This window comes from Aquabacterium sp. CECT 9606 (genome assembly GCF_918741295.1).
Taxonomy (GTDB): Bacteria; Pseudomonadota; Gammaproteobacteria; order Burkholderiales; family Burkholderiaceae_C; genus Aquabacterium.
In genome coordinates this window covers 12,819-30,287 of record NZ_CAKKNB010000005.1, presented here as the reverse complement: position 1 = coordinate 30,287, position 17,469 = coordinate 12,819, and the positions used below count along the sequence as shown (strand labels likewise).

Sequence of the window (17,469 nt, the reverse complement as noted above, 5' to 3'; positions counted from 1 at the left end):
AGGTGGCGCGCTCATGGCAAAGTCTTTCTTCAGAAGAATCAACGCGACCACTTTAAAGCTTCCCATGATGGGAAGGTCAAGAACCGGCTGTCTAAGACCCTCCGCTTGACCTTACCATCGTGGGAAGCCCGACAGTTTGAGCCTGATCAATCGTTTGAGAGGTACCACGATGTTTGAATTCCAGATTCCGTCCATGAGCTGCGGCCATTGCATCAAGGCCGTGACCGAAGCTGTGCAGTCGGTGGACGCCCAAGCCAAGGTGCAGGTGAACCTGGCCCAGCACCAGGTTACCGTCGAGACCTCACTGCAACGCGCGGCCATCGCGGCCGCGCTGGCCGAAGCCGGCTACCCGGTTCAGTGACCTTCGTGCCCGGCCGGCTTGCGCACTGACATCTCAAGCTGGGGCGCCGAGGCTTGGTCTGTCTGCCGTGCAGGCTGCGCCAGCGGGCCGGTCCATTCGTAGGCCATTGACCCGGCGGGTGGCTTGAACCAGCCTGGGTCCTTGTAGTCGCCCGCCTTCTGGTCCCTGCGCACCTTGACCATCGAGAACATCCCGCCCATCTCCACCGAGCCGTGCGGGCCTTGGCCCGTCATCATGGGCACGGTGTTGTCAGGCAAAGGCATCTCCATTTGCGCCATGTCGGCCATGCCCCGCTCACCCATCACCATGTAGTCCGGGATCAACTGCGTGATGCGGCGTGAGACATCCCGGTGGTCCACACCGATCATGGTGGGAATGGCATGGCCCATCGCGTTCATGGTGTGGTGGCTCTTGTGGCAATGCAAAGCCCAATCGCCTTCTTCATCGGCCACGAACTCCAACTGCCGCATCTGGCCCACGGCCACGTCCGTGGTGACCTCAGGCCAGCGGGTGGACTTGGGCGTGGGGCCACCATCGGTGCCAGTGATGGTGAACTCGTGTCCATGCAAGTGAATGGGGTGGTTGGTCATGGTCAGGTTGCCAATGCGGATGCGCACCTTGTCGTGCTGGCGTGCCACCAAGGGGTCGATGCCCGGGAACATCCGGCTGTTCCAGGTCCACAGGTTCTGGTCCAGCATGGTCATGATCTTGGGTGTGTAACTGCCCGGGTCAATGTCGTACGAGTTCAGCAAAAAACAGTAGTCGCGCTGCACGTCGTCGATCAAGGGGTGCTTGCCTTTGGGGTGTGTGACCCAAAAGCCCATCATGCCCATGGCCATTTGCACCATCTCGTCGGCGTGAGGGTGGTACATGAAGGTGCCGGGGCGACGCGCCACGAACTCGTAGACAAAGGTCTTGCCTGGCTTGATGGTGGGTTGCGTCAATCCGCCAACGCCGTCCATGCCATTGGGCAAACGCTGGCCATGCCAGTGCATGGTCGTGTGCTCGGGCAGTTTATTGGTCACAAAGATGCGCACGCGGTCACCTTCGACCACCTCGATCGTGGGCCCAGGCGACTGCCCGTTGTAGCCCCACAGGTGCGCCTTCATTCCGGGTGCCATTTCGCGCACCACAGGCTCAGCCACCAGGTGAAACTCCTTGACGCCCTGGTTCATCCGCCACGGCAGGGTCCAGCCATTGAGCGTGACCACCGGGTTGTATGGCCGGCCAGTGGGCGGCAGCAAGGGCGCCATGGTGTCGGGCGATGTTTGAATGACCGGTTCGGGCAAGGCCGCCATGGCCACGCGGCTGACCGTGGCGGCCGCTACCGCACCGCCCGTCAGGCCCAAGGCCTGCAGAAAACTTCTTCTGGAACTCATGGTTGCCTCCCATCGCTTGTCATCTTGGGTTGGCCAATCATGGCCATCTGCAAATCGCTTTGGGCCAGCCAGAAATCGCGCAAGGCGTCGATGTAGCCATTGACCGCGGTGATCTGCTCGCGGGCATCGGCCAACAGATCAAACACGCTGATGAACATGCCGTTGTAGCGCAGCTGGTTTTCTTCGGAGATGCGCTTGCGCAGCGGCACGATCTCATCGCGGTAGTGGCGGGCCACATCGTGGCTGCTGCGGTAACCCAGGTAGGCCTCGCGCACCTCGGACCGCGCCTCGATCGCGGCTTGCGCCAGTTGATTGACCGACTGCATGTACACTGCCTCGGCCTTGGCCACACGGGCGCCGCCCCAATCGAACAATGGGATTTCCAGGCTGATGTCGTAGCCGCGCTCGGTGGTTGGCGAATCGCTGAAGGAGTTGCGGGTGGCCCCTACCTCCAGCACGTTGATCACCCGGGTGACTTTGCTCAGACCCAAATTGCTGGCCAGGCTTTGGGTCTGTGACCGCAAGGCTTGGAGGTCCAGCCTTTGGTCCACGGCATGCTGTTCGATGTCTTGGTACTCGTCTGGCGTGGCGGGTAGCTCGGGCAAACGCGGCGGCAACGCAAACTGAGTTTGATCGCCCCACAAGCCCATCAGGCGGGTCAGCCGTTCGCGGGCGGATCTCTGGGCTTGCGTGGCCCTGGCCACGTTGAGCGCGGCATCGGCGTAAAAGCTCTGCTCGCGTGCATGGTCAAGGCGGCTCCAGTTGCCGGCCTGGGCCATTCTGGACGCCAGCTCCTCTCCTGCATCCGCGGCCTTGAGCACTTCTTGCGTGTAGCGCAAGGACTCGTCAGCCGCCACGGCCTGGAACCAGGCCTTGCGCGCCTGAGAAGCCACTGAAAGCGTTTCCAGTGCTGCCAGCCGGCGGGCTTGCTCAAAGCGCCGAGCCTCAATCCCGGACACCAACGGTGCCAACAACAGGCGCGTCAGGTCGACGTGGAAGCCACGGTCGATTTCGCGCTCGGCACCACGCGCAGAGCGGCCAAAGGACAAGCGCGGATTGGGCAACCGCGAAGCCTGAACCAGATCGGCTTCAGAGATGCCCAGTTCAGAGTACGAGGCCTGCAACCCTCGGTGGTTGAGCAACGCCACCTGCACCGCGTCGTCCACCGACAAGGGCTTGGCGAGCAACTCTGCCACGCGCTGCCGCGCAGCACTGAACTCCACATCGGTCTTGTGCCAACCGGCATCCAGGCCGGTGTGGCTCTTGGTGATTCGTTGAACTTCGCCAAAGCCACCATCGTTGGAAAAACTGGCGCATCCGCCCAACGTCAAAGCGGACGCCATCAGCACCGCTTGGGTCAGGCGTCTTCCTGTCATGGGTATCTTCATAACCGCCTCACTTGCCAGGGTGTGAATGCCCGGCATGCGGGTCGGGTTTGGCTTCTGCGGGGGCCGACGCAGCGCGTGCAACACCAGGAGTCAGAAGGCGCTCATTGGCTTTCCGCCAATCGCCGACAGCCCCTTCGCTCAGCGTGCGAACGCCTGCAAAGGGCGACTGATAGACCAGGGGGGGCACGGTGGTTTGGGGGTCGGCGGGATCAGCCGATGTCGGCGCGGCTTGGGCCGGCAGCGCACACAGCGCCATGGCCGCACTCCCCACCAGGGCAGCGACGGTCGACCAGGCATGCGCCCGGGATGAAGTGAACATGGGAAACCTCGCAGAACAAGACTTGAAGCAAACGCGCGCGCATGAGGACGCGGCGCACACACGACGTCAGGTGGTCAAGCGAGGGTGGATCTGGGTGGTCGCTCCAGCCCCTCTGGAACGAAAGAGGGCAAGGGCAGCTGCAAGGTCGCGATCAAGGCCGCGTGTTGCTGAGAGACCGGCGGCCAATGGCCGACCGTGGAGACCAAGCCAAGGCCCGTGCAACATGAAGCGCAAACGCTGCATTTGTCAGCGGCACTGGCGTGAGCTTTGGCATGCTCCTTGGCGTGATCAGCACCCGCACCATGGCCGGCATGCGGCGCCTTCACCAGGTGGTGATGTGAACTCCCGCAAGAAAGCTTGGTGACTGCCGCCAAGCCCTGAACAGGGAGCGACAGAACGCAAAGCCAAACAAGGAGGATTTTGAGCAACTTGGTCATTCAGTGTTGATTATTGCAGGGCGGGCCCCTGGTGGCAACCCGGCCGCTCCAGTCGCCGGCACGGGGTTTGCTCTTTAAAAACACGACCTACAAGGGGATCAAACCCGTGATGAATGCCGATGATTGGGTGAAACTTTTCACCTTCTCCATGCCGCCCCTGGAGCTCATTGTCCGGGGCTCACTCATGTACTGGTTCCTGTTCCTGATCTTCAGGTTCATTTTGCGGCGAGACGTGGGCTCCATCGCCATCTCCGACATCCTGCTGCTGGTCATTGTGGCCGACGCCTCACAAAACGCCATGGCTGGCGAGTACAAAACGGTGGCCGACGGCATGGTGCTGGTGGGCAGCATCGTGGCCTGGAACTACCTGCTGGACTGGGCGGCGTTTCGGTTCAAAGCGGTTCACAACTTGCTTCAAGCCCCCAAGCTTCCGCTCATCCGCCACGGACAGATCATCCACCGCCATTTGCGCCAGGAGTTCCTCAGTGTTGATGACCTGATGAGCGAGCTGCGCAAGCAAGGCGTCGAAGAAGTCCAGCACGTCAAGCACGCCTACATGGAAGGCGACGGCAAGATCAGCGTGTTGCGCCAGAACGGAGCGAGTTGATCTGCGAACGCAGTTGCGTTGCAAGTACCTTGCGGGCCTTCTCTTCACCCTGAGCGTAGAGCGCCATGGCCTGGGCGCGCATTTCAATGCCTCTGGCCAGCGCCTGAACGTACCTTTCAGGTGTGTAGGTGTTCTGGCTGCCAATGTAGATCTTCTTGTTCAGCGCACTGCGCCCAAAGCGCGGCAGCAGCACCGACAACTCGGCCGTCATGGCCCGGCCAGGGCGCTCTCGCACGATGGGGCCAGAGATGCCAGAAGGCAGGTCCGTGGTTTTGTGCGCACTGGGCCCGCGGCTCAGGGCCGATGACACGGGCATGGTGGTGATGCGGGCGAGCAATTCACGCATCGCATTGACCAGCGACTGCCCCGGTGAGCCATTCGGGCCATCCGAAAAGAATTTGGTGCCTTGGTACCGGACTTGCCACCCGTGGGTCGACGTGGAGTCGATCCGCTGGATGCCTTGGGGAACTTGAAAGGTTTGACCGCTGAGAAGCGTCACTTGGCGAGTTTTCATGAGGGCTGCATATTTGACAATCGCCTCCCTGTTGAATATGCCCGGATTATGCCGCCGAACCAGCCGCTCACAGCTGGCGCATGAACGCCACCAGGTCGCGCTTCTCGCCTTCGGTCAACCCCAGTTGCAGCACCAGGTTGAAGAACTCGGCGGTGTCTTCCAGCGTCAACAGTCGGCCATCGTGCAGATAGGGTGGGCTGTCCTTGATGCCCCGCAGCGTGAAGGTCTTCATGGGCCCGTCGCCCGGCTCCTTGGTGAAGCGTTCCAGGTGCAAATCGTGCATCTGGTGATCCAGGTAATGTGGTGCGGCATGGCAACTTGCGCACCGCGCTTTGCCAAAGAACAGTTGCTCGCCTCGCCGTTCGCTCTCGGTGGCCATCGCCGAGTTGAGCCGGCCCTCCAGATTCAACTTGGGCGCGGGCGGAAAATCCAGCATGTTCTGCAATTGCGCCATGTGGCTGACGTGAATGCGGTCGATGATGGGAAAACCTTTCTTCATGGCATGCACCGGGTCACCATTGAAGTAGGCCGTCCTGAACTCGAACTCCGTGAAGTCCTCGACCGATCTGAGGCTTCGCTTGGACCCATGGATCTGCTGGTTGAACAGGCCACGCAGACTGGTCGTGTCCAGCCGCATGCGGCGCTCCTGGGGCCGCGTGTCGGGGTTCAAGTGAAACTGCCCGGTGGTGTGCCCATTCACATGGCAGTCGAAGCACGACACACCCAGGCTGGGCTGTGCCGTCTTCCGATCATCAGTGGGATTGAACTCTTCTTGCGGCAATGGCGTCAGCAAAAATTGCAGGCCGTTGAGCTGAACCGGTGTCAACAGATCCTTGAACAAGCGGTAGAAGTTGTTGATGGACACCACCTCTCCGCGAGACACGTCGCCCAGCTCGGGCCGGTTCTGAAGGTAGATCGCCGGAGGAAACTCGGGCAGAAAAGCCTCGGGCAAATCGAAGTCGACATCGAAGCGCTGAAGCCTGGGGAACATGTCGATCTGCATGGCCGGGAAAACTTGCCCACCGGTGACATGCTGGGGGTGCGGAAGCGCCGGGTATGGGAACAGGTTTCGACGGCGTATTTCATCCGGGGACAGCGATGCCAGCTCTTGCCAGGTAAGACCCTTGGGTAGCCTGGCCGTCGGGCCCACTGCCAACGGTTTGCCCCTGGACATCTTGGCCAGTGGGTCCAGCTTCGGGGTCAGGTTGTAACGGCTGGACAGCAGGTTCTGTTGGCCCTGCATGACGCCCGGCTTATCGCGAACATCGGCGGCCATGGTCTCTTCAAAGGTCTGCATGGGCCGCTTGGCATTCAGCGGATCCCTGTAAAAATCGAAACCAGTGATCTTTCCGCCATCGGGCTGGCCGGCCAAGGCGGGCGACAGCGCTTGCGCGTTGGGCGCCATGAACTTCTCGGGCCGGTCGTTCGCGGTTTTTTGCTGTTCAACGCGCGCCACCGGCACTGAGGCAGCTGGCGCTTGAGCGCGGCGCACCGCGTCATCGGCGCCAGGATTGTTCTGGGCAGTGGCGGCGGTCACGGCCAGCAAAACGGCCACCATGGGCAAAGCGCCGCCAAGCGGCAAAGCAAGTCGATTCATGAGGGGCTCCTGGAATGGGAACTTCAGGACTGCATGAAGAGGGTTGGCCGCGCTACCTTAGCCAAAAATGGCGGGTTTTAGATTTGCCCATGACAAGGTCGAGGGCTTGGCCGGTGTGCCTGGAGACGCCTTTAACATCCCGCGCTGGCTTCACTGTTGGCAAGGGCTGGACCCATGAACCGCATCCTCGATTTGAGAAAGCAGTTGCAACAACTTGCCCGTTTGCGGACCAGTGGCGTCATCAGTGATGCCGATCACGACAGGGATCGCTCATCAATCGAACGGGAATTGGTGGACCTGGTTCTGGCCGATGAGGGTCTCAAGCCGTCCAGTCCATCCTTGCCGTGGTTCCTGGCCGGATTGGGAGCCGCCACGGTGCTGGTGGCCGCGATGTGGTTGCAAGCGGCGGGTGTTCGCGCCCAAGTTCAAACCAAGGCACCGAGCCAAGTATCGGATGCCACCCAGGCGCAGTTGCCGCAGCCCCCTGACCGAGCCCGCATGGCCGCCATGACCCAGACACTGTCGCAAAACCTCCAGCGTCATCCCGACAACGCGCCAGGCTGGATCATGCTCGCGCGTTCGCATGCCTTGCTGGACCAACCGCAGCAGGCCAGCCAGGCGTATGCCAAGGCGCTGGCCTTGAGCCCGGACAACCCGAGCTGGTTGGCTGAGTACGCTCAGGTTCAAGCGGCCCTGAAAGGCGGGCCATTTGGCGAGGCGGAAAGGGCCATGGTGAGCAAAGCCCTGGCCCTGGACCCAGCCAACCTGAAAGCGCTGTGGCTTGCCGGTGCCATGGCTTTCGAGCAACATGACTACGACGCTGCGGTCAGGTCGTGGGAAAAGATGCTGCAGATCGGGCCCATCGAAGACCTGGACGTGACCCGCCTTCAGGCCAGCATCTCTGAAGCCCGAAAACGGGGGCAGCTTGGCCTGGCGGCCCTGGTAAACCGGGCGTCGGGCCCCGCGCCATGATCGACAACCCGGCTTGATCACGCCCCGGTGGCGAGCGCATCAACCTCCAGGAACAGTTGATGAGGTATCCAACCCTCGCAGCAACTGCATTCCGTTTGGTGTTGGGAACAAGGCTTGCTGGCCGGCACTGGCCCATGAACGCAGGGCAATCAACCCCAAGGAGTCCATCATGAAAGCACTTTGTTGGCACGGCAAACACGACATCCGTTGCGACACCGTCCCCGATCCGATCATCGAGCATTCACGCGATGCCATCATCAAGGTCAGCAGTTGCGCAATCTGCGGATCAGACCTGCATCTGTTCGATGGTTTCATGCCCGGCATGGAAAGCGGCGACATCATGGGCCACGAATTCATGGGCGAAGTGGTGGAGGTGGGCTCCGACAACAAGAAGCTGAAAGTGGGCGATCGGGTGGTCGTCCCCTTCACCATCATCTGCGGTGAATGCGAACAGTGCCGACGCGGAAATTTCTCGGTGTGCGAACGCACCAACCGCCGCAAGGACCTGGCGGACAAGGCTTTTGGCCACACCACGGCGGGCCTGTTCGGTTACACCCACCTCACCGGTGGCTACCCGGGCGGCCAGGCGGAATATGTGCGCGTGCCTTATGCCGACGTGGCGCCAGTGTTGATCCCTGATGGGCTGACCGACGAGCAGGTGCTTTTTCTGGGCGACATCTTTCCCACCGGCTGGCAGGCCGCGGCCCAATGCGACATCCAGCCCACCGACACCGTGGCGATCTGGGGGGCCGGCCCCGTGGGCCAGTTCGCCATCCGCAGCGCCGCGCTCATGGGCGCGAAGCTGATCGTCGTCATTGACAACGTGCCTGAGAGGCTGGTGATGGCCCAGGCAGCAGGCGCCGTCACCATCAACTTTGAAGAAGAAAGCGTGGTTGAACGGCTGGCGGAACTCACGCGTGGCAAAGGCCCCGAGAAGTGCATCGACGCCGTGGGCATGGAAAGCCACGCCACACGCTCGATTGACGCGCTGTACGACCGGGCCAAGCAAGCCGTGATGCTCGAAACCGACCGGCCACACGTGTTGCGCGAGATGATCTACGTCTGCCGCCCCGCGGGCATCCTGTCCATCCCCGGTGTTTATGGCGGGCTGATCGACAAGGTGCCTTTTGGCGCCTTGATGAACAAGGGCTTGACGGTGCGCACCGGCCAGACCCATGTGAACCGCTGGACCGATGACCTGCTGCGCAGGATCCAGGACGGGCAGATCGACCCATCGTTCGTGATCACACACACCGTGGGCATGGAAGATGGGCCCGAGATGTACAAGACCTTCCGCGACAAGGCCGATGGCTGCATCAAGGTGGTGATCAAGCCTTGACCTGGTGCAGCTCTTGCCCAGCCCAATTACCGAACTGCAAGGGCCGCCAGGCTCGCCTGCTTACGAAAATGATCCAGCGTGCCCAACGGCCCGCCCATCCCGGAGGTGTCAAGGCCCCACTCCCGGTACAAGGTGCAGGCCGACGTGAAGAGACGCTCTGGGGCCAGCCAGCGGGCAAACGCCGACTCCCTGAAGGCCTTGGACTGCAGGCATGCCCGGCTGGCCCGGTGAGGGCTGATGCCGCGTTGCGCCAGCGGCTGCAAAGTTGACTGCAACCAATCCCAATAGTCGATCTGCAACTGCACATCCGCCAGCGTGGCCAGGGGCCCATGCCCCGGCACGATGACCTTGGCATGCAGGGACTGAACCTGCCGCAGCGCCGACACGATTTGGGCGACCGGCCCAGCCCAAGCCACTGGCGTGACACCCACGAACAGGATGTCCCCGGTGTAGACCACCTCGCGCTCCGGCACATGCACGATGCAATCGCCATCGGTGTGCGCTGGCCCCACTTCAATGAGCCTCAACACCACACCATTCACATCGATTGTTGTAGTGCCAGAGAAGGTCTGGTTCGGAGCCTGCACGGTCACGCCCTTGAATCGATAAGGCCGAAGCATGTCGCCCATGTAGCGGCCCAGGGCATCAATGTTGCCCACCGGCAAGCGCTGGAATAATGCCGAGCCCCATTTCAAGGCGCGCAACTGGGCAGGTGGATGCCGGTGCATTTGCGCGGCGCTGGCGTGTGTGGCGGTGATGGCCTTGTCGGCGAACAGCTGGTTGCCCCAGCAATGGTCGCCATCAGCGTGCGTGTTGATCACGTGGCGTACCGGCGCCACCTTCAAGATGGGCGCGGCATGGCTCAGCATCTCGCGCATGAAATGCAGATCCCAGCAGGTATCGATCAACACCGATTGGTCGCCGCAACGCACCAGGCCCAGGTTGGTCTCGCCCCAGCTGCCATTGGGCACCAGCCAGGCAAACGTGTCCGCCGCCAACTCATAAAGTCCTTCGGCAAAATTCGGTACATCGCCCATCCGGGTTTGGGTGCGGCCCGTGCCAGCAATCAGACGGGCCATGCTCACCCCACCAACTCGTGCTTGATTTCACCCACGCCATCGATCACCAGGCGCAGGGTGTCACCCGGCTTCAGCCAACGCCCGTTCTCCATCGAACAACCAAAGGGCAGCGTGCCGGTGGCGATCAGCTCACCAGGCCACAGTGGCTCATCCGTTGACAGGTGGCTCAAGGTGTTGGCCCAGTTGTGCAGCATGTTGGCCGTGCTGGTGGTGGCCACGATCTCGCCATTGACCTCGACGCGCGCCTTGAGTTGCTCAATGCGAGGCAGCACATCTTGCGCATCCACGAACTCATCGGACATCGAGCTGCAAAAATGCTTGCATTTCTGGGGGCCCAGCCCCGTGGCCATTTCGCGCCGCTGGATGTCTCGGGCGCTCCAGTCGTTGATGACCACGAAGCCCCCGATCGCGGCAAGCGCCTCTTGCGGCGAGGCATTGAGCAACGGCTTGGACAGCACCGCGCCCAGCTCAAGCTCGTAGTCCAGGGCCTTGGTGAAGCGGGGTGCGCGGATGGGTGTTCCACTGGGCACGAAGCTCAGGTGGTTGCCAAAGTAATACACCGGTTGCTGGTAGGCCAGCGGATGAGGCTTGAACGCCGGAAACGGCTTGCGCAGCACGCGTTCGTACAACGATGTGAAGACACTGGCCGCCGGCAAAAAGCGCTTGGCATAGCCCCGTGACGACTGGATCCAATGCCGCTCATAAAGGCTGCAATCCCGAAACGACCGGGGTTGAAACGGCATGCTTGAACCAGTCATCGGTTCGGGTAACCATGCCCGTGACGCCGCCTCTTGCTCGGTGGCCACTCGCCACTGGCCAGACTCTTCCACGTGCCAAACTGCCTCATTGACCCTGTTTGATGACATACGACGCCAACGCATCTTTACCCCTAGGTATCCAAATGGATACAATGTAGCCATATGGATACTTCATGTCAAACATGAGCAGCACCTCAACCATGGCGGTGGGCAAGCGCCAACTGATGGACGCGGCTCTGCGCATGCTGGCGCGACAGCAGCACGCCGAGACCCTCTCGCTTCGCGAGTTGGCCCGCGAGGCCGGGCTGAATCACAACACTTTCTACCGCCACTTCGACAGCCTGGGTCAACTGCAAACCGAGTTGATGAACGAGTTCACCACCCAGTTGCGGCAAGGCACCAGCGCCGCCCGCGCAGACGTGGCGCGCGACCCCTCGGTGGTGCGCCGCGTCGTGGGCTGGCTGTTCGATTTCGCGGCCAACCACCGCGATCTTTTCCTGGTGGCCTACCGCACCCTTCATGGCCCGCCCAACGAAAGCCGCATGGGCTTGCAACGCTGCCTGGACGAACTTCGCCGCGACATGCTGCTTGAACAGCGCGCCATGAAGCTGCTGCCGCTTGGGAACGACGCCGTGTGGTTGCGGGTGCTGGGCGTCTATGGCCGCGCGGTTTATGGCCTGGTGGTGCGCTACCTGGAAAGTCCGGAACAAAGAGACGCTTTGCTGGGCGAATCTGAAGAACTGCTGCTCATTCTCATCACCGGCACCATGGCCTTGCATCCCCCCTCGCCTACCCGAAAAAGGAGATCCCCATGACATCCATCGAAGACATTGCACACCAAGCCGAGGCAGCCTGGCAACTGGGCATGCAAGACGAGCAGGCGGGGCGCATGGAGGCGGCCCACGCGCACTTTCGCCGGGCGCACGATCTGGTCGTGGACTGCCCTCGCCTGCACCACACCGCCCACGTGCACCTGCGCAGGCTCAACATCAAACGGCGCGCTTACCGCGATTTGCTCACCGATGTCCTCTTGCTGGGTTTGGCACCGCTGGCGATTTTTGAGATCGTTGCCTTCTTGATGAAGCGGCAAGTGCTGGGCGGCACCATCTGCGCCCGCTGAGGCCGCCCAAATAAAAAGCCCCTGATCTTCGCAAAGAAGATCAGGGGCTTTTGCAAGGTGCCATCAGGCGCCTCGGAGGCAGATCACATGTGGTCGATCATCACCTGACCAAAGCCGGAGCACGACACCTGCGTCGCACCGTCCAGCAAACGCGCGAAGTCATACGTCACCTTCTTGCTCAGGATGGATTTCTCCATCGACGAGATGATCAGGTCAGCCGCCTCGAACCAGCCCATGTGGCGCAGCATCATTTCGGCCGACAGGATTTCGGAGCCGGGGTTCACGTAGTCCTTGCCGGCGTACTTGGGCGCCGTGCCGTGGGTGGCTTCGAACATGGCCACCGAGTCCGACAAATTGGCGCCCGGGGCAATGCCGATGCCACCCACTTGCGCGGCCAGGGCGTCAGAGATGTAGTCGCCATTCAGGTTCAGCGTGGCGATCACGCTGTACTCGGCCGGGCGCAACAGGATCTGCTGCAAGAAGGCATCCGCGATGGCGTCCTTGACGATGATGTCCTTGCCCGTCTTCGGGTTCTTGAACTTGCACCATGGGCCGCCATCGATCAGCTCGGCGCCGAACTCGCGCTGCGCCAAGGCGTAGCTCCAATCGCGGAAGCCACCTTCGGTGTACTTCATGATGTTGCCCTTGTGCACGATGGTCACGCTGGGCTTGTCATTGTCGATGGCGTACTGCAGGGCCTTGCGCATCAGGCGCTCGGTGCCTTCGGTGGACACGGGCTTGATGCCGATGCCGGAGGTTTCCGGGAAGCGAATCTTCTTGACGCCGAACTCGGTCTGCAGGAAAGCGATCAGCTTCTTGGCCTTGTCGCTCTTGGCTTCGAATTCGATGCCGGCGTAGATGTCTTCCGAGTTCTCGCGGAAGATCACCATGTCGATCTTCTCGGGCTCTTTCACAGGCGAAGGCACGCCCTTGAAGTAGGTGACCGGGCGCAGGCAGACGTACAGGTCAAGCTCCTGGCGCAGGGCCACGTTCAAGGAACGAATACCACCGCCCACGGGCGTGGTCAGCGGGCCCTTGATGGACACCACGTAGTCCTTCAAGACCTTCAGGGTTTCTTCAGGCAGCCACACGTCGGGGCCATAAACCCGGGTGGATTTCTCGCCAGCGTAGATCTCCATCCAATGGATCTTGCGCTGACCACCATACGATTTCTCAACGGCCGCATCCACGACCTTGATCATCACCGGGGTGATGTCGAAGCCCGTGCCGTCGCCCTCGATGTAGGGAATGATGGGGTTGTGGGGAACATTGAGCGAAAAGTCCGGGTTGACCGAAATTTTTTGCCCACCTTCGGGCACTTTGATGTGCTGGAACATGATTGTCGTCTCCGCGTTTGGCGTTTCCGTTAAAACACTGCCATGGATGTCGGCAGCGTGCCTGAGAATTCTACGCGAGCCCCCTGCGCAGCACGTTAAAAAGAAGCAACTCGCAAGCCAGTGCTTTTGTGCCAATAATCATGGCCGCCTCCAAGTGCTGCATGCCGCATGCCAACCAGGACCACCATTTTGACGACCGAACTCATGAAGACGACAGCACGGCGGGCCGCCGCGGCCCTATGGCTCAGCGCCGTGGCCTGCACGCCTGCGCTGGCCCAGGAAGGGCCCCAACAATTGCCCACCGTGGCACTCGGCATCACCTTCCACACGATCAAGGCCGAGGTGGCCATGACCCCCAAGCAGCACGAAATCGGGTTGATGCACCGCACCAGCATGGGGCCCAACGACGGCATGATCTTTGTTTTCGAGCGGCCCGGCCAGCAGTGCTTCTGGATGAAGAACACGCTGATCCCCTTGTCGGTGGCGTTCATTGGCGATGACGGCACCATCGTCAACCTCGACGAGATGAAGCCCGAAACGCTTGAACCGCACTGCTCGGCCAAGCCCGTGCGCTATGTGCTTGAAATGAACAAGGGTTGGTTCAGCAAACGCGGACTGAAGGCCGGCACCAAGGTGACTGGCGAGCCCTTCGGCACCGGCAAGTAATCGTCAGCGGGTCTTGGCCGCGATCTTTTCCTTGAGTTGTTGAAGCACGCTCAAAGCCGCTTCCCGCCCAGCCAGGATCGACAGGCGGCGATTGCCAAAATCGCCACCACCAATGCCCGACAACCTGGGCCGCATTACCACATCGGCGTCTTGCAGCTCATACTGGCTGATGCTGTGGCCCATGATGTTGAAGGTCTGCAGGAGGATGTCGACCGCGCCTTTGGTCGGCTGGCCTTCCGGAATCGCCGAGATGTCCACGGCGATCACCAGATCGGCGCCCATCTGGCGGGCGTACTTCACCGGGATCGGCGACACCAGGCCACCGTCCACATACTCTCGCCCAGCGATGCGCACCGGGGCAAACACTGCAGGCACTGAGCTGGAGGCCCGCACTGCCGTGCCTGGATCACCTCGGCGGAAAAGAATCGGCTGGCCGGAGTTCAAATCAGTGGCCACGATGCCCAAGGGCAGCGCCATTTGCTCGATCTGCCGGCCCGCGGTGAAGCCCCGCACAAACTTGGCCAACGCCTCGCCTTTCATCACCGACCGCCCCGGGAAAACCCAGTCGGTCATGGTCGATTCGTCCAGGTTCATGGCCATGGATTCCAGCTCGCCTGGCGTTTTGCCCGCGGCGTAAATGGCGGCCACCAAACTGCCGGCCGAGGTGCCCACCACCAGATCCGGCTTGATGCCCTGCTCTTCCAGCACCTGGAGCACACCAATGTGGGCAAAACCGCGCGCCGCGCCCCCGCCCAGGGCCAGACCGATGCGGGGCGGTTTGGCGGCTGGTTTAACCACTGGCGCCAACACCGGCGCTTTAACCTCCGGCGCGGGGGCAGGCGGTGTGCTACCGCAGGCGGCCAACGCCACGATCAGCGTCGCGCACAAAACACGCTTGGCCGCATATTCCACAGGAGCATAAGCAAAATTCAAAATTGTTCTTCTCATTTATATAGAAGTTTTTTACAGTTCGACCTCATTCACCAGGCTGCTATACACAGCCTCACCCAGAAAGCTGTAGTTTTTCATGATCTTTGACTGGACTGCCGTGGCCGCCGGCGCGGGCGTGGGCTTGATTGTGGGGTTGACTGGGGTTGGAGGTTGATCATTGATGACGCCGCTGCTGATTTCCGTGTTTCACCTGGACAAGGCCGTGGCCATTGGCACCGATTTGTGGTTCGCCGGCTTGAGCAAGGTATCAGGTTCGATCGCTCATCACCGCGAAGACCACGTTGATTACCGCATCACGAAATTGATGCTGTCGGGCTCGATCCCGGCCGCGATCGCCACCTTGACCTACATGCACATGGTGGGCATCACCAAGAGCGGCGACAACATGTTGTCGTTCGCCTTGGCCATTGCCCTGGTGCTGACGGCCGTGACCGTGGCATTTCGGCCGGTTTGGTCCAAAGTGGGCATCTGGCTGGAGCGCTGGATCACACCCGCCCGGCAACCTGCGCTCACCGTGATCTGCGGCCTGATCCTGGGTGTGCTGGTGTCTCTGAGCTCAATCGGGGCGGGCGCCGTGGGCGCCACCCTGATTTTGCTGTTGTATCCACGCCTGGACATCCGCAAACTGGTGGGCACCGACATCGCCCACGCCGTGCCCTTGACCATCGTCGCCGGCATGGGCCATGCCTCGCTGGGCAACGTGAACTGGCTGATCCTGATCGAATTGTTGATGGGCTCCCTCCCCGGGATTTGGGTGGGGGCCAAGCTGACGAAGCATTTGCCTGAGACAATCACACGTTTTGCGCTTTGTCTGTGCCTCCTGTTGGCCGCCCGCAAAGTTTTGCTGGCGACCTGACGGTTCTCAAGAAGTCCACTCGCGCGACATATCCGCCCTTTTTTGACACATTGACACCCGGGCTCACCACCGGGTAGACGCCATGTATCAGTACACCGAATTTGACAAACAGTTCGTCCGCGCCCGCGCGGCGCAGTTCCGCGACCAACTGGAGCGAAACCTGGCCGGCAAGTTGACCGACGACGAGTTCCGCCCCCTGCGCCTGCAAAACGGCTGGTATGTGCAGCGTCATGCGCCCATGTTGCGCGTGGCCGTGCCTTACGGTGAGCTGTCAAGCGTGCAGTTGCGCCAGTTGGCCAAGATCTCGCGCGAATACGACCGCAGCTACGCGCACTTCACCACGCGCCAGAACCTGCAATACAACTGGATCCCGTTGACCAAGAGCGCCGACGTGATGGACCAGTTGGCCGCGGTCAACATGCACGGCATCCAAACATCCGGCAACTGCATCCGCAACATCACCAGCGATGCCCTGGTGGGTGTGGCCGCCGACGAGATCATCGACGCGCGCCCCTACTGCGAAGTGATCCGCCAGTGGTCCACGCTGCACCCCGAGTTCGCCTTCCTGCCGCGCAAGTTCAAGATCGCCGTCAACGGCGCCAAGGAAGACCGCGCGGCCACCTACTGGCACGACATCGGCCTGCATCTGCGCTTCAATGACGCTGGCGAAGTCGGCTTCAAGGTGCTGGTGGGCGGAGGCATGGGCCGCACACCCATCACTGGCAGCGTCATCAGCGAGTTCATCCCCTGGCAGCAGATCCTGATCTACATCGAAGCCATCGTGCGGGTCTACAACCGCTATGGCCGCCGCGACAACATGTACAAGGCGCGCATCAAGATCCTGGTCAAGGCCGAGGGCCAGAAGTTCTTTGACCAGGTCGAGCAAGAGTTCAAGCAGATCATGACGCGCGACGTCGATGGCGCTTCGCATGTCATCCCCCAGGCCGAGCTGGACCGTGTGTCGGCCAGTTTCGTGCAGCCTGCGGGCGTGATCGCGCACGATGCCGTCGGCAATGGCGCGCCTGCTGACGCCCCCGTGGCCTTCACCAAATGGCTGGAGCGCAACACGCACGCCCACAAGGTCAAGGGCCACAAGGCCGTGACCCTGTCGCTCAAGCGCGTGGGCCAGGCCCCTGGCGACGCCACCGACGACCAGATGGACAAGGCCGCTGGCTTGGCCGACCAGTTCAGCCAGGGCGAGTTGCGCGTCACGCACGACCAGAACCTGCTGCTGCCCTGGGTGCGCGAAGAGGATCTGTACGCTCTGTGGGAAGCCGCCAAGGCCGCCAGCTTCGCCGCGCCCAACATCGGCCTGCTGAGCGACATGATTGCCTGCCCAGGCGGCGATTTCTGCGCCCTGGCCAACGCCCGCTCCATCCCCATCGCCAACGACCTGATCGAGCGTTATCAAGACCTCGATGAGCTGTACGACATCGGCGACATCGATCTGCACATCAGCGGCTGCATCAACTCCTGCGGCCACCACCACAGCGGCCACATCGGCATCCTGGGCGTGGACAAGGACGGCAGCGAGTGGTACCAGGTCACCCTGGGCGGCTCCGATGGCTCCAGCCACGCGCCCGTGAGCGCGGTCGGCAAAGTCATCGGCCCCTCGTTCGCGGCCGATGAAGTCACCGACGTGATCGAAGCCGTGATCGAGACCTACCGCGGCCAACGCGCGGCGAACGAGAAATTCATCGACACCGTGCAGCGCGTGGGCCTGGACCCGTTCAAGAGCGCCGCCAACGCCGTGCGCCGCAGCACCGCCAAGCAAGCCGCCTGATCGCCA

General features: G+C 61.7%; 18 protein-coding genes. 9 read left to right on the top strand and 9 right to left on the bottom strand.

The window, feature by feature from the left end; translation table 11 throughout:
- The first annotated feature begins 169 nt into the window (after positions 1-169).
- A complete protein-coding gene (locus LQ232_RS21460; RefSeq protein WP_230182439.1) occupies positions 170-361 on the top strand; it encodes a heavy-metal-associated domain-containing protein in 192 nt (63 codons plus the stop codon).
- Here LQ232_RS21460 and LQ232_RS21455 read toward each other — a convergent pair.
- The 3 genes from LQ232_RS21455 to LQ232_RS21445 are packed head-to-tail and all read right to left on the bottom strand — an operon-like array spanning position 355 to position 3,447.
- Positions 355-1,740 carry a multicopper oxidase domain-containing protein gene (locus tag LQ232_RS21455; RefSeq protein ID WP_230182438.1) on the bottom strand — a complete coding sequence of 462 codons (1,386 nt, stop codon included), beginning with the start codon at positions 1,738-1,740 and terminating at the stop codon, positions 355-357. The two genes, LQ232_RS21460 and LQ232_RS21455, sit on opposite strands and share 7 nt — an antisense overlap.
- Positions 1,737-3,116, bottom strand: coding sequence for a TolC family protein (locus LQ232_RS21450; protein WP_230182437.1), 1,380 nt, complete (start codon positions 3,114-3,116; stop codon positions 1,737-1,739). The genes LQ232_RS21455 and LQ232_RS21450 overlap by 4 nt, the downstream gene beginning before the upstream one ends.
- A gap of 19 nt (positions 3,117-3,135) precedes the next feature.
- Positions 3,136-3,447, bottom strand: coding sequence for a hypothetical protein (locus LQ232_RS21445; protein ID WP_230182436.1), 312 nt, complete (start codon positions 3,445-3,447; stop codon positions 3,136-3,138).
- 564 nt (positions 3,448-4,011) lie between these two features.
- Here LQ232_RS21445 and LQ232_RS21440 point away from each other — a divergent pair.
- Positions 4,012-4,491 carry a DUF421 domain-containing protein gene (locus tag LQ232_RS21440; protein WP_230182435.1) on the top strand — a complete coding sequence of 160 codons (480 nt, stop codon included), beginning with the start codon at positions 4,012-4,014 and terminating at the stop codon, positions 4,489-4,491.
- Here the strand turns inward: LQ232_RS21440 and LQ232_RS21435 are convergent.
- On the bottom strand, positions 4,460-5,005 hold the full coding sequence (locus tag LQ232_RS21435) for a hypothetical protein (RefSeq protein ID WP_230182434.1): 546 nt from the start codon (positions 5,003-5,005) through the stop codon (positions 4,460-4,462). The genes LQ232_RS21440 and LQ232_RS21435 overlap by 32 nt on opposite strands.
- Positions 5,006-5,072: 67 nt before the next feature.
- The gene (locus LQ232_RS21430) at positions 5,073-6,602 is read right to left on the bottom strand and encodes a hypothetical protein (RefSeq protein ID WP_230182433.1); all 1,530 of its coding nucleotides are present in this window, start codon (positions 6,600-6,602) and stop codon (positions 5,073-5,075) included.
- A 174-nt stretch (positions 6,603-6,776) separates the two neighbouring features.
- Here LQ232_RS21430 and LQ232_RS21425 point away from each other — a divergent pair, with 174 nt between their 5' ends.
- Positions 6,777-7,574: a tetratricopeptide repeat protein gene (locus LQ232_RS21425; RefSeq protein ID WP_230182432.1), complete on the top strand. Its 798-nt coding sequence runs from the start codon at positions 6,777-6,779 to the stop codon at positions 7,572-7,574.
- A 169-nt stretch (positions 7,575-7,743) separates the two neighbouring features.
- Entirely contained in the window at positions 7,744-8,913 is a 1,170-nt protein-coding gene (locus LQ232_RS21420; RefSeq protein WP_230182431.1) for a zinc-dependent alcohol dehydrogenase, read from the top strand.
- Between the two features lie 26 nt (positions 8,914-8,939).
- Here LQ232_RS21420 and LQ232_RS21415 read toward each other — a convergent pair whose 3' ends face one another.
- Positions 8,940-9,992 carry an MBL fold metallo-hydrolase gene (locus LQ232_RS21415; protein ID WP_230182430.1) on the bottom strand — a complete coding sequence of 351 codons (1,053 nt, stop codon included), beginning with the start codon at positions 9,990-9,992 and terminating at the stop codon, positions 8,940-8,942.
- A gap of 2 nt (positions 9,993-9,994) precedes the next feature.
- Entirely contained in the window at positions 9,995-10,735 is a 741-nt protein-coding gene (locus tag LQ232_RS21410) for a fumarylacetoacetate hydrolase family protein (RefSeq protein ID WP_230182429.1), read from the bottom strand.
- Between the two features lie 197 nt (positions 10,736-10,932).
- Here LQ232_RS21410 and LQ232_RS21405 point away from each other — a divergent pair, with 197 nt between their 5' ends.
- The gene (locus LQ232_RS21405; RefSeq protein WP_230182428.1) at positions 10,933-11,565 is read left to right on the top strand and encodes a TetR family transcriptional regulator; all 633 of its coding nucleotides are present in this window, start codon (positions 10,933-10,935) and stop codon (positions 11,563-11,565) included.
- Entirely contained in the window at positions 11,562-11,870 is a 309-nt protein-coding gene (locus tag LQ232_RS21400) for a hypothetical protein (RefSeq protein WP_230182427.1), read from the top strand. Before LQ232_RS21405 ends, LQ232_RS21400 begins: the two co-directional genes overlap by 4 nt.
- A gap of 83 nt (positions 11,871-11,953) precedes the next feature.
- Here LQ232_RS21400 and icd read toward each other — a convergent pair whose 3' ends face one another.
- Entirely contained in the window at positions 11,954-13,207 is a 1,254-nt protein-coding gene (gene icd / locus LQ232_RS21395; RefSeq protein WP_230182426.1) for an NADP-dependent isocitrate dehydrogenase, read from the bottom strand.
- A 204-nt stretch (positions 13,208-13,411) separates the two neighbouring features.
- On the opposite strand from icd, the gene LQ232_RS21390 reads away from it, so the two are divergent.
- The gene (locus LQ232_RS21390) at positions 13,412-13,873 is read left to right on the top strand and encodes a DUF192 domain-containing protein (RefSeq protein ID WP_230182425.1); all 462 of its coding nucleotides are present in this window, start codon (positions 13,412-13,414) and stop codon (positions 13,871-13,873) included.
- 3 nt (positions 13,874-13,876) lie between these two features.
- On the opposite strand, the gene LQ232_RS21385 is transcribed toward LQ232_RS21390, so the two are convergent.
- Positions 13,877-14,806 (bottom strand): patatin-like phospholipase family protein, encoded by a 930-nt coding sequence (locus LQ232_RS21385; protein ID WP_230182424.1) that lies wholly within the window; start codon positions 14,804-14,806, stop codon positions 13,877-13,879.
- Between the two features lie 178 nt (positions 14,807-14,984).
- On the opposite strand from LQ232_RS21385, the gene LQ232_RS21380 reads away from it, so the two are divergent.
- Positions 14,985-15,680 carry a sulfite exporter TauE/SafE family protein gene (locus tag LQ232_RS21380; RefSeq protein ID WP_230182423.1) on the top strand — a complete coding sequence of 232 codons (696 nt, stop codon included), beginning with the start codon at positions 14,985-14,987 and terminating at the stop codon, positions 15,678-15,680.
- Positions 15,681-15,762: 82 nt separating this feature from the next.
- Entirely contained in the window at positions 15,763-17,463 is a 1,701-nt protein-coding gene (locus LQ232_RS21375) for a nitrite/sulfite reductase (protein ID WP_230182422.1), read from the top strand.
- The last annotated feature ends 6 nt before the right edge of the window (positions 17,464-17,469 follow it).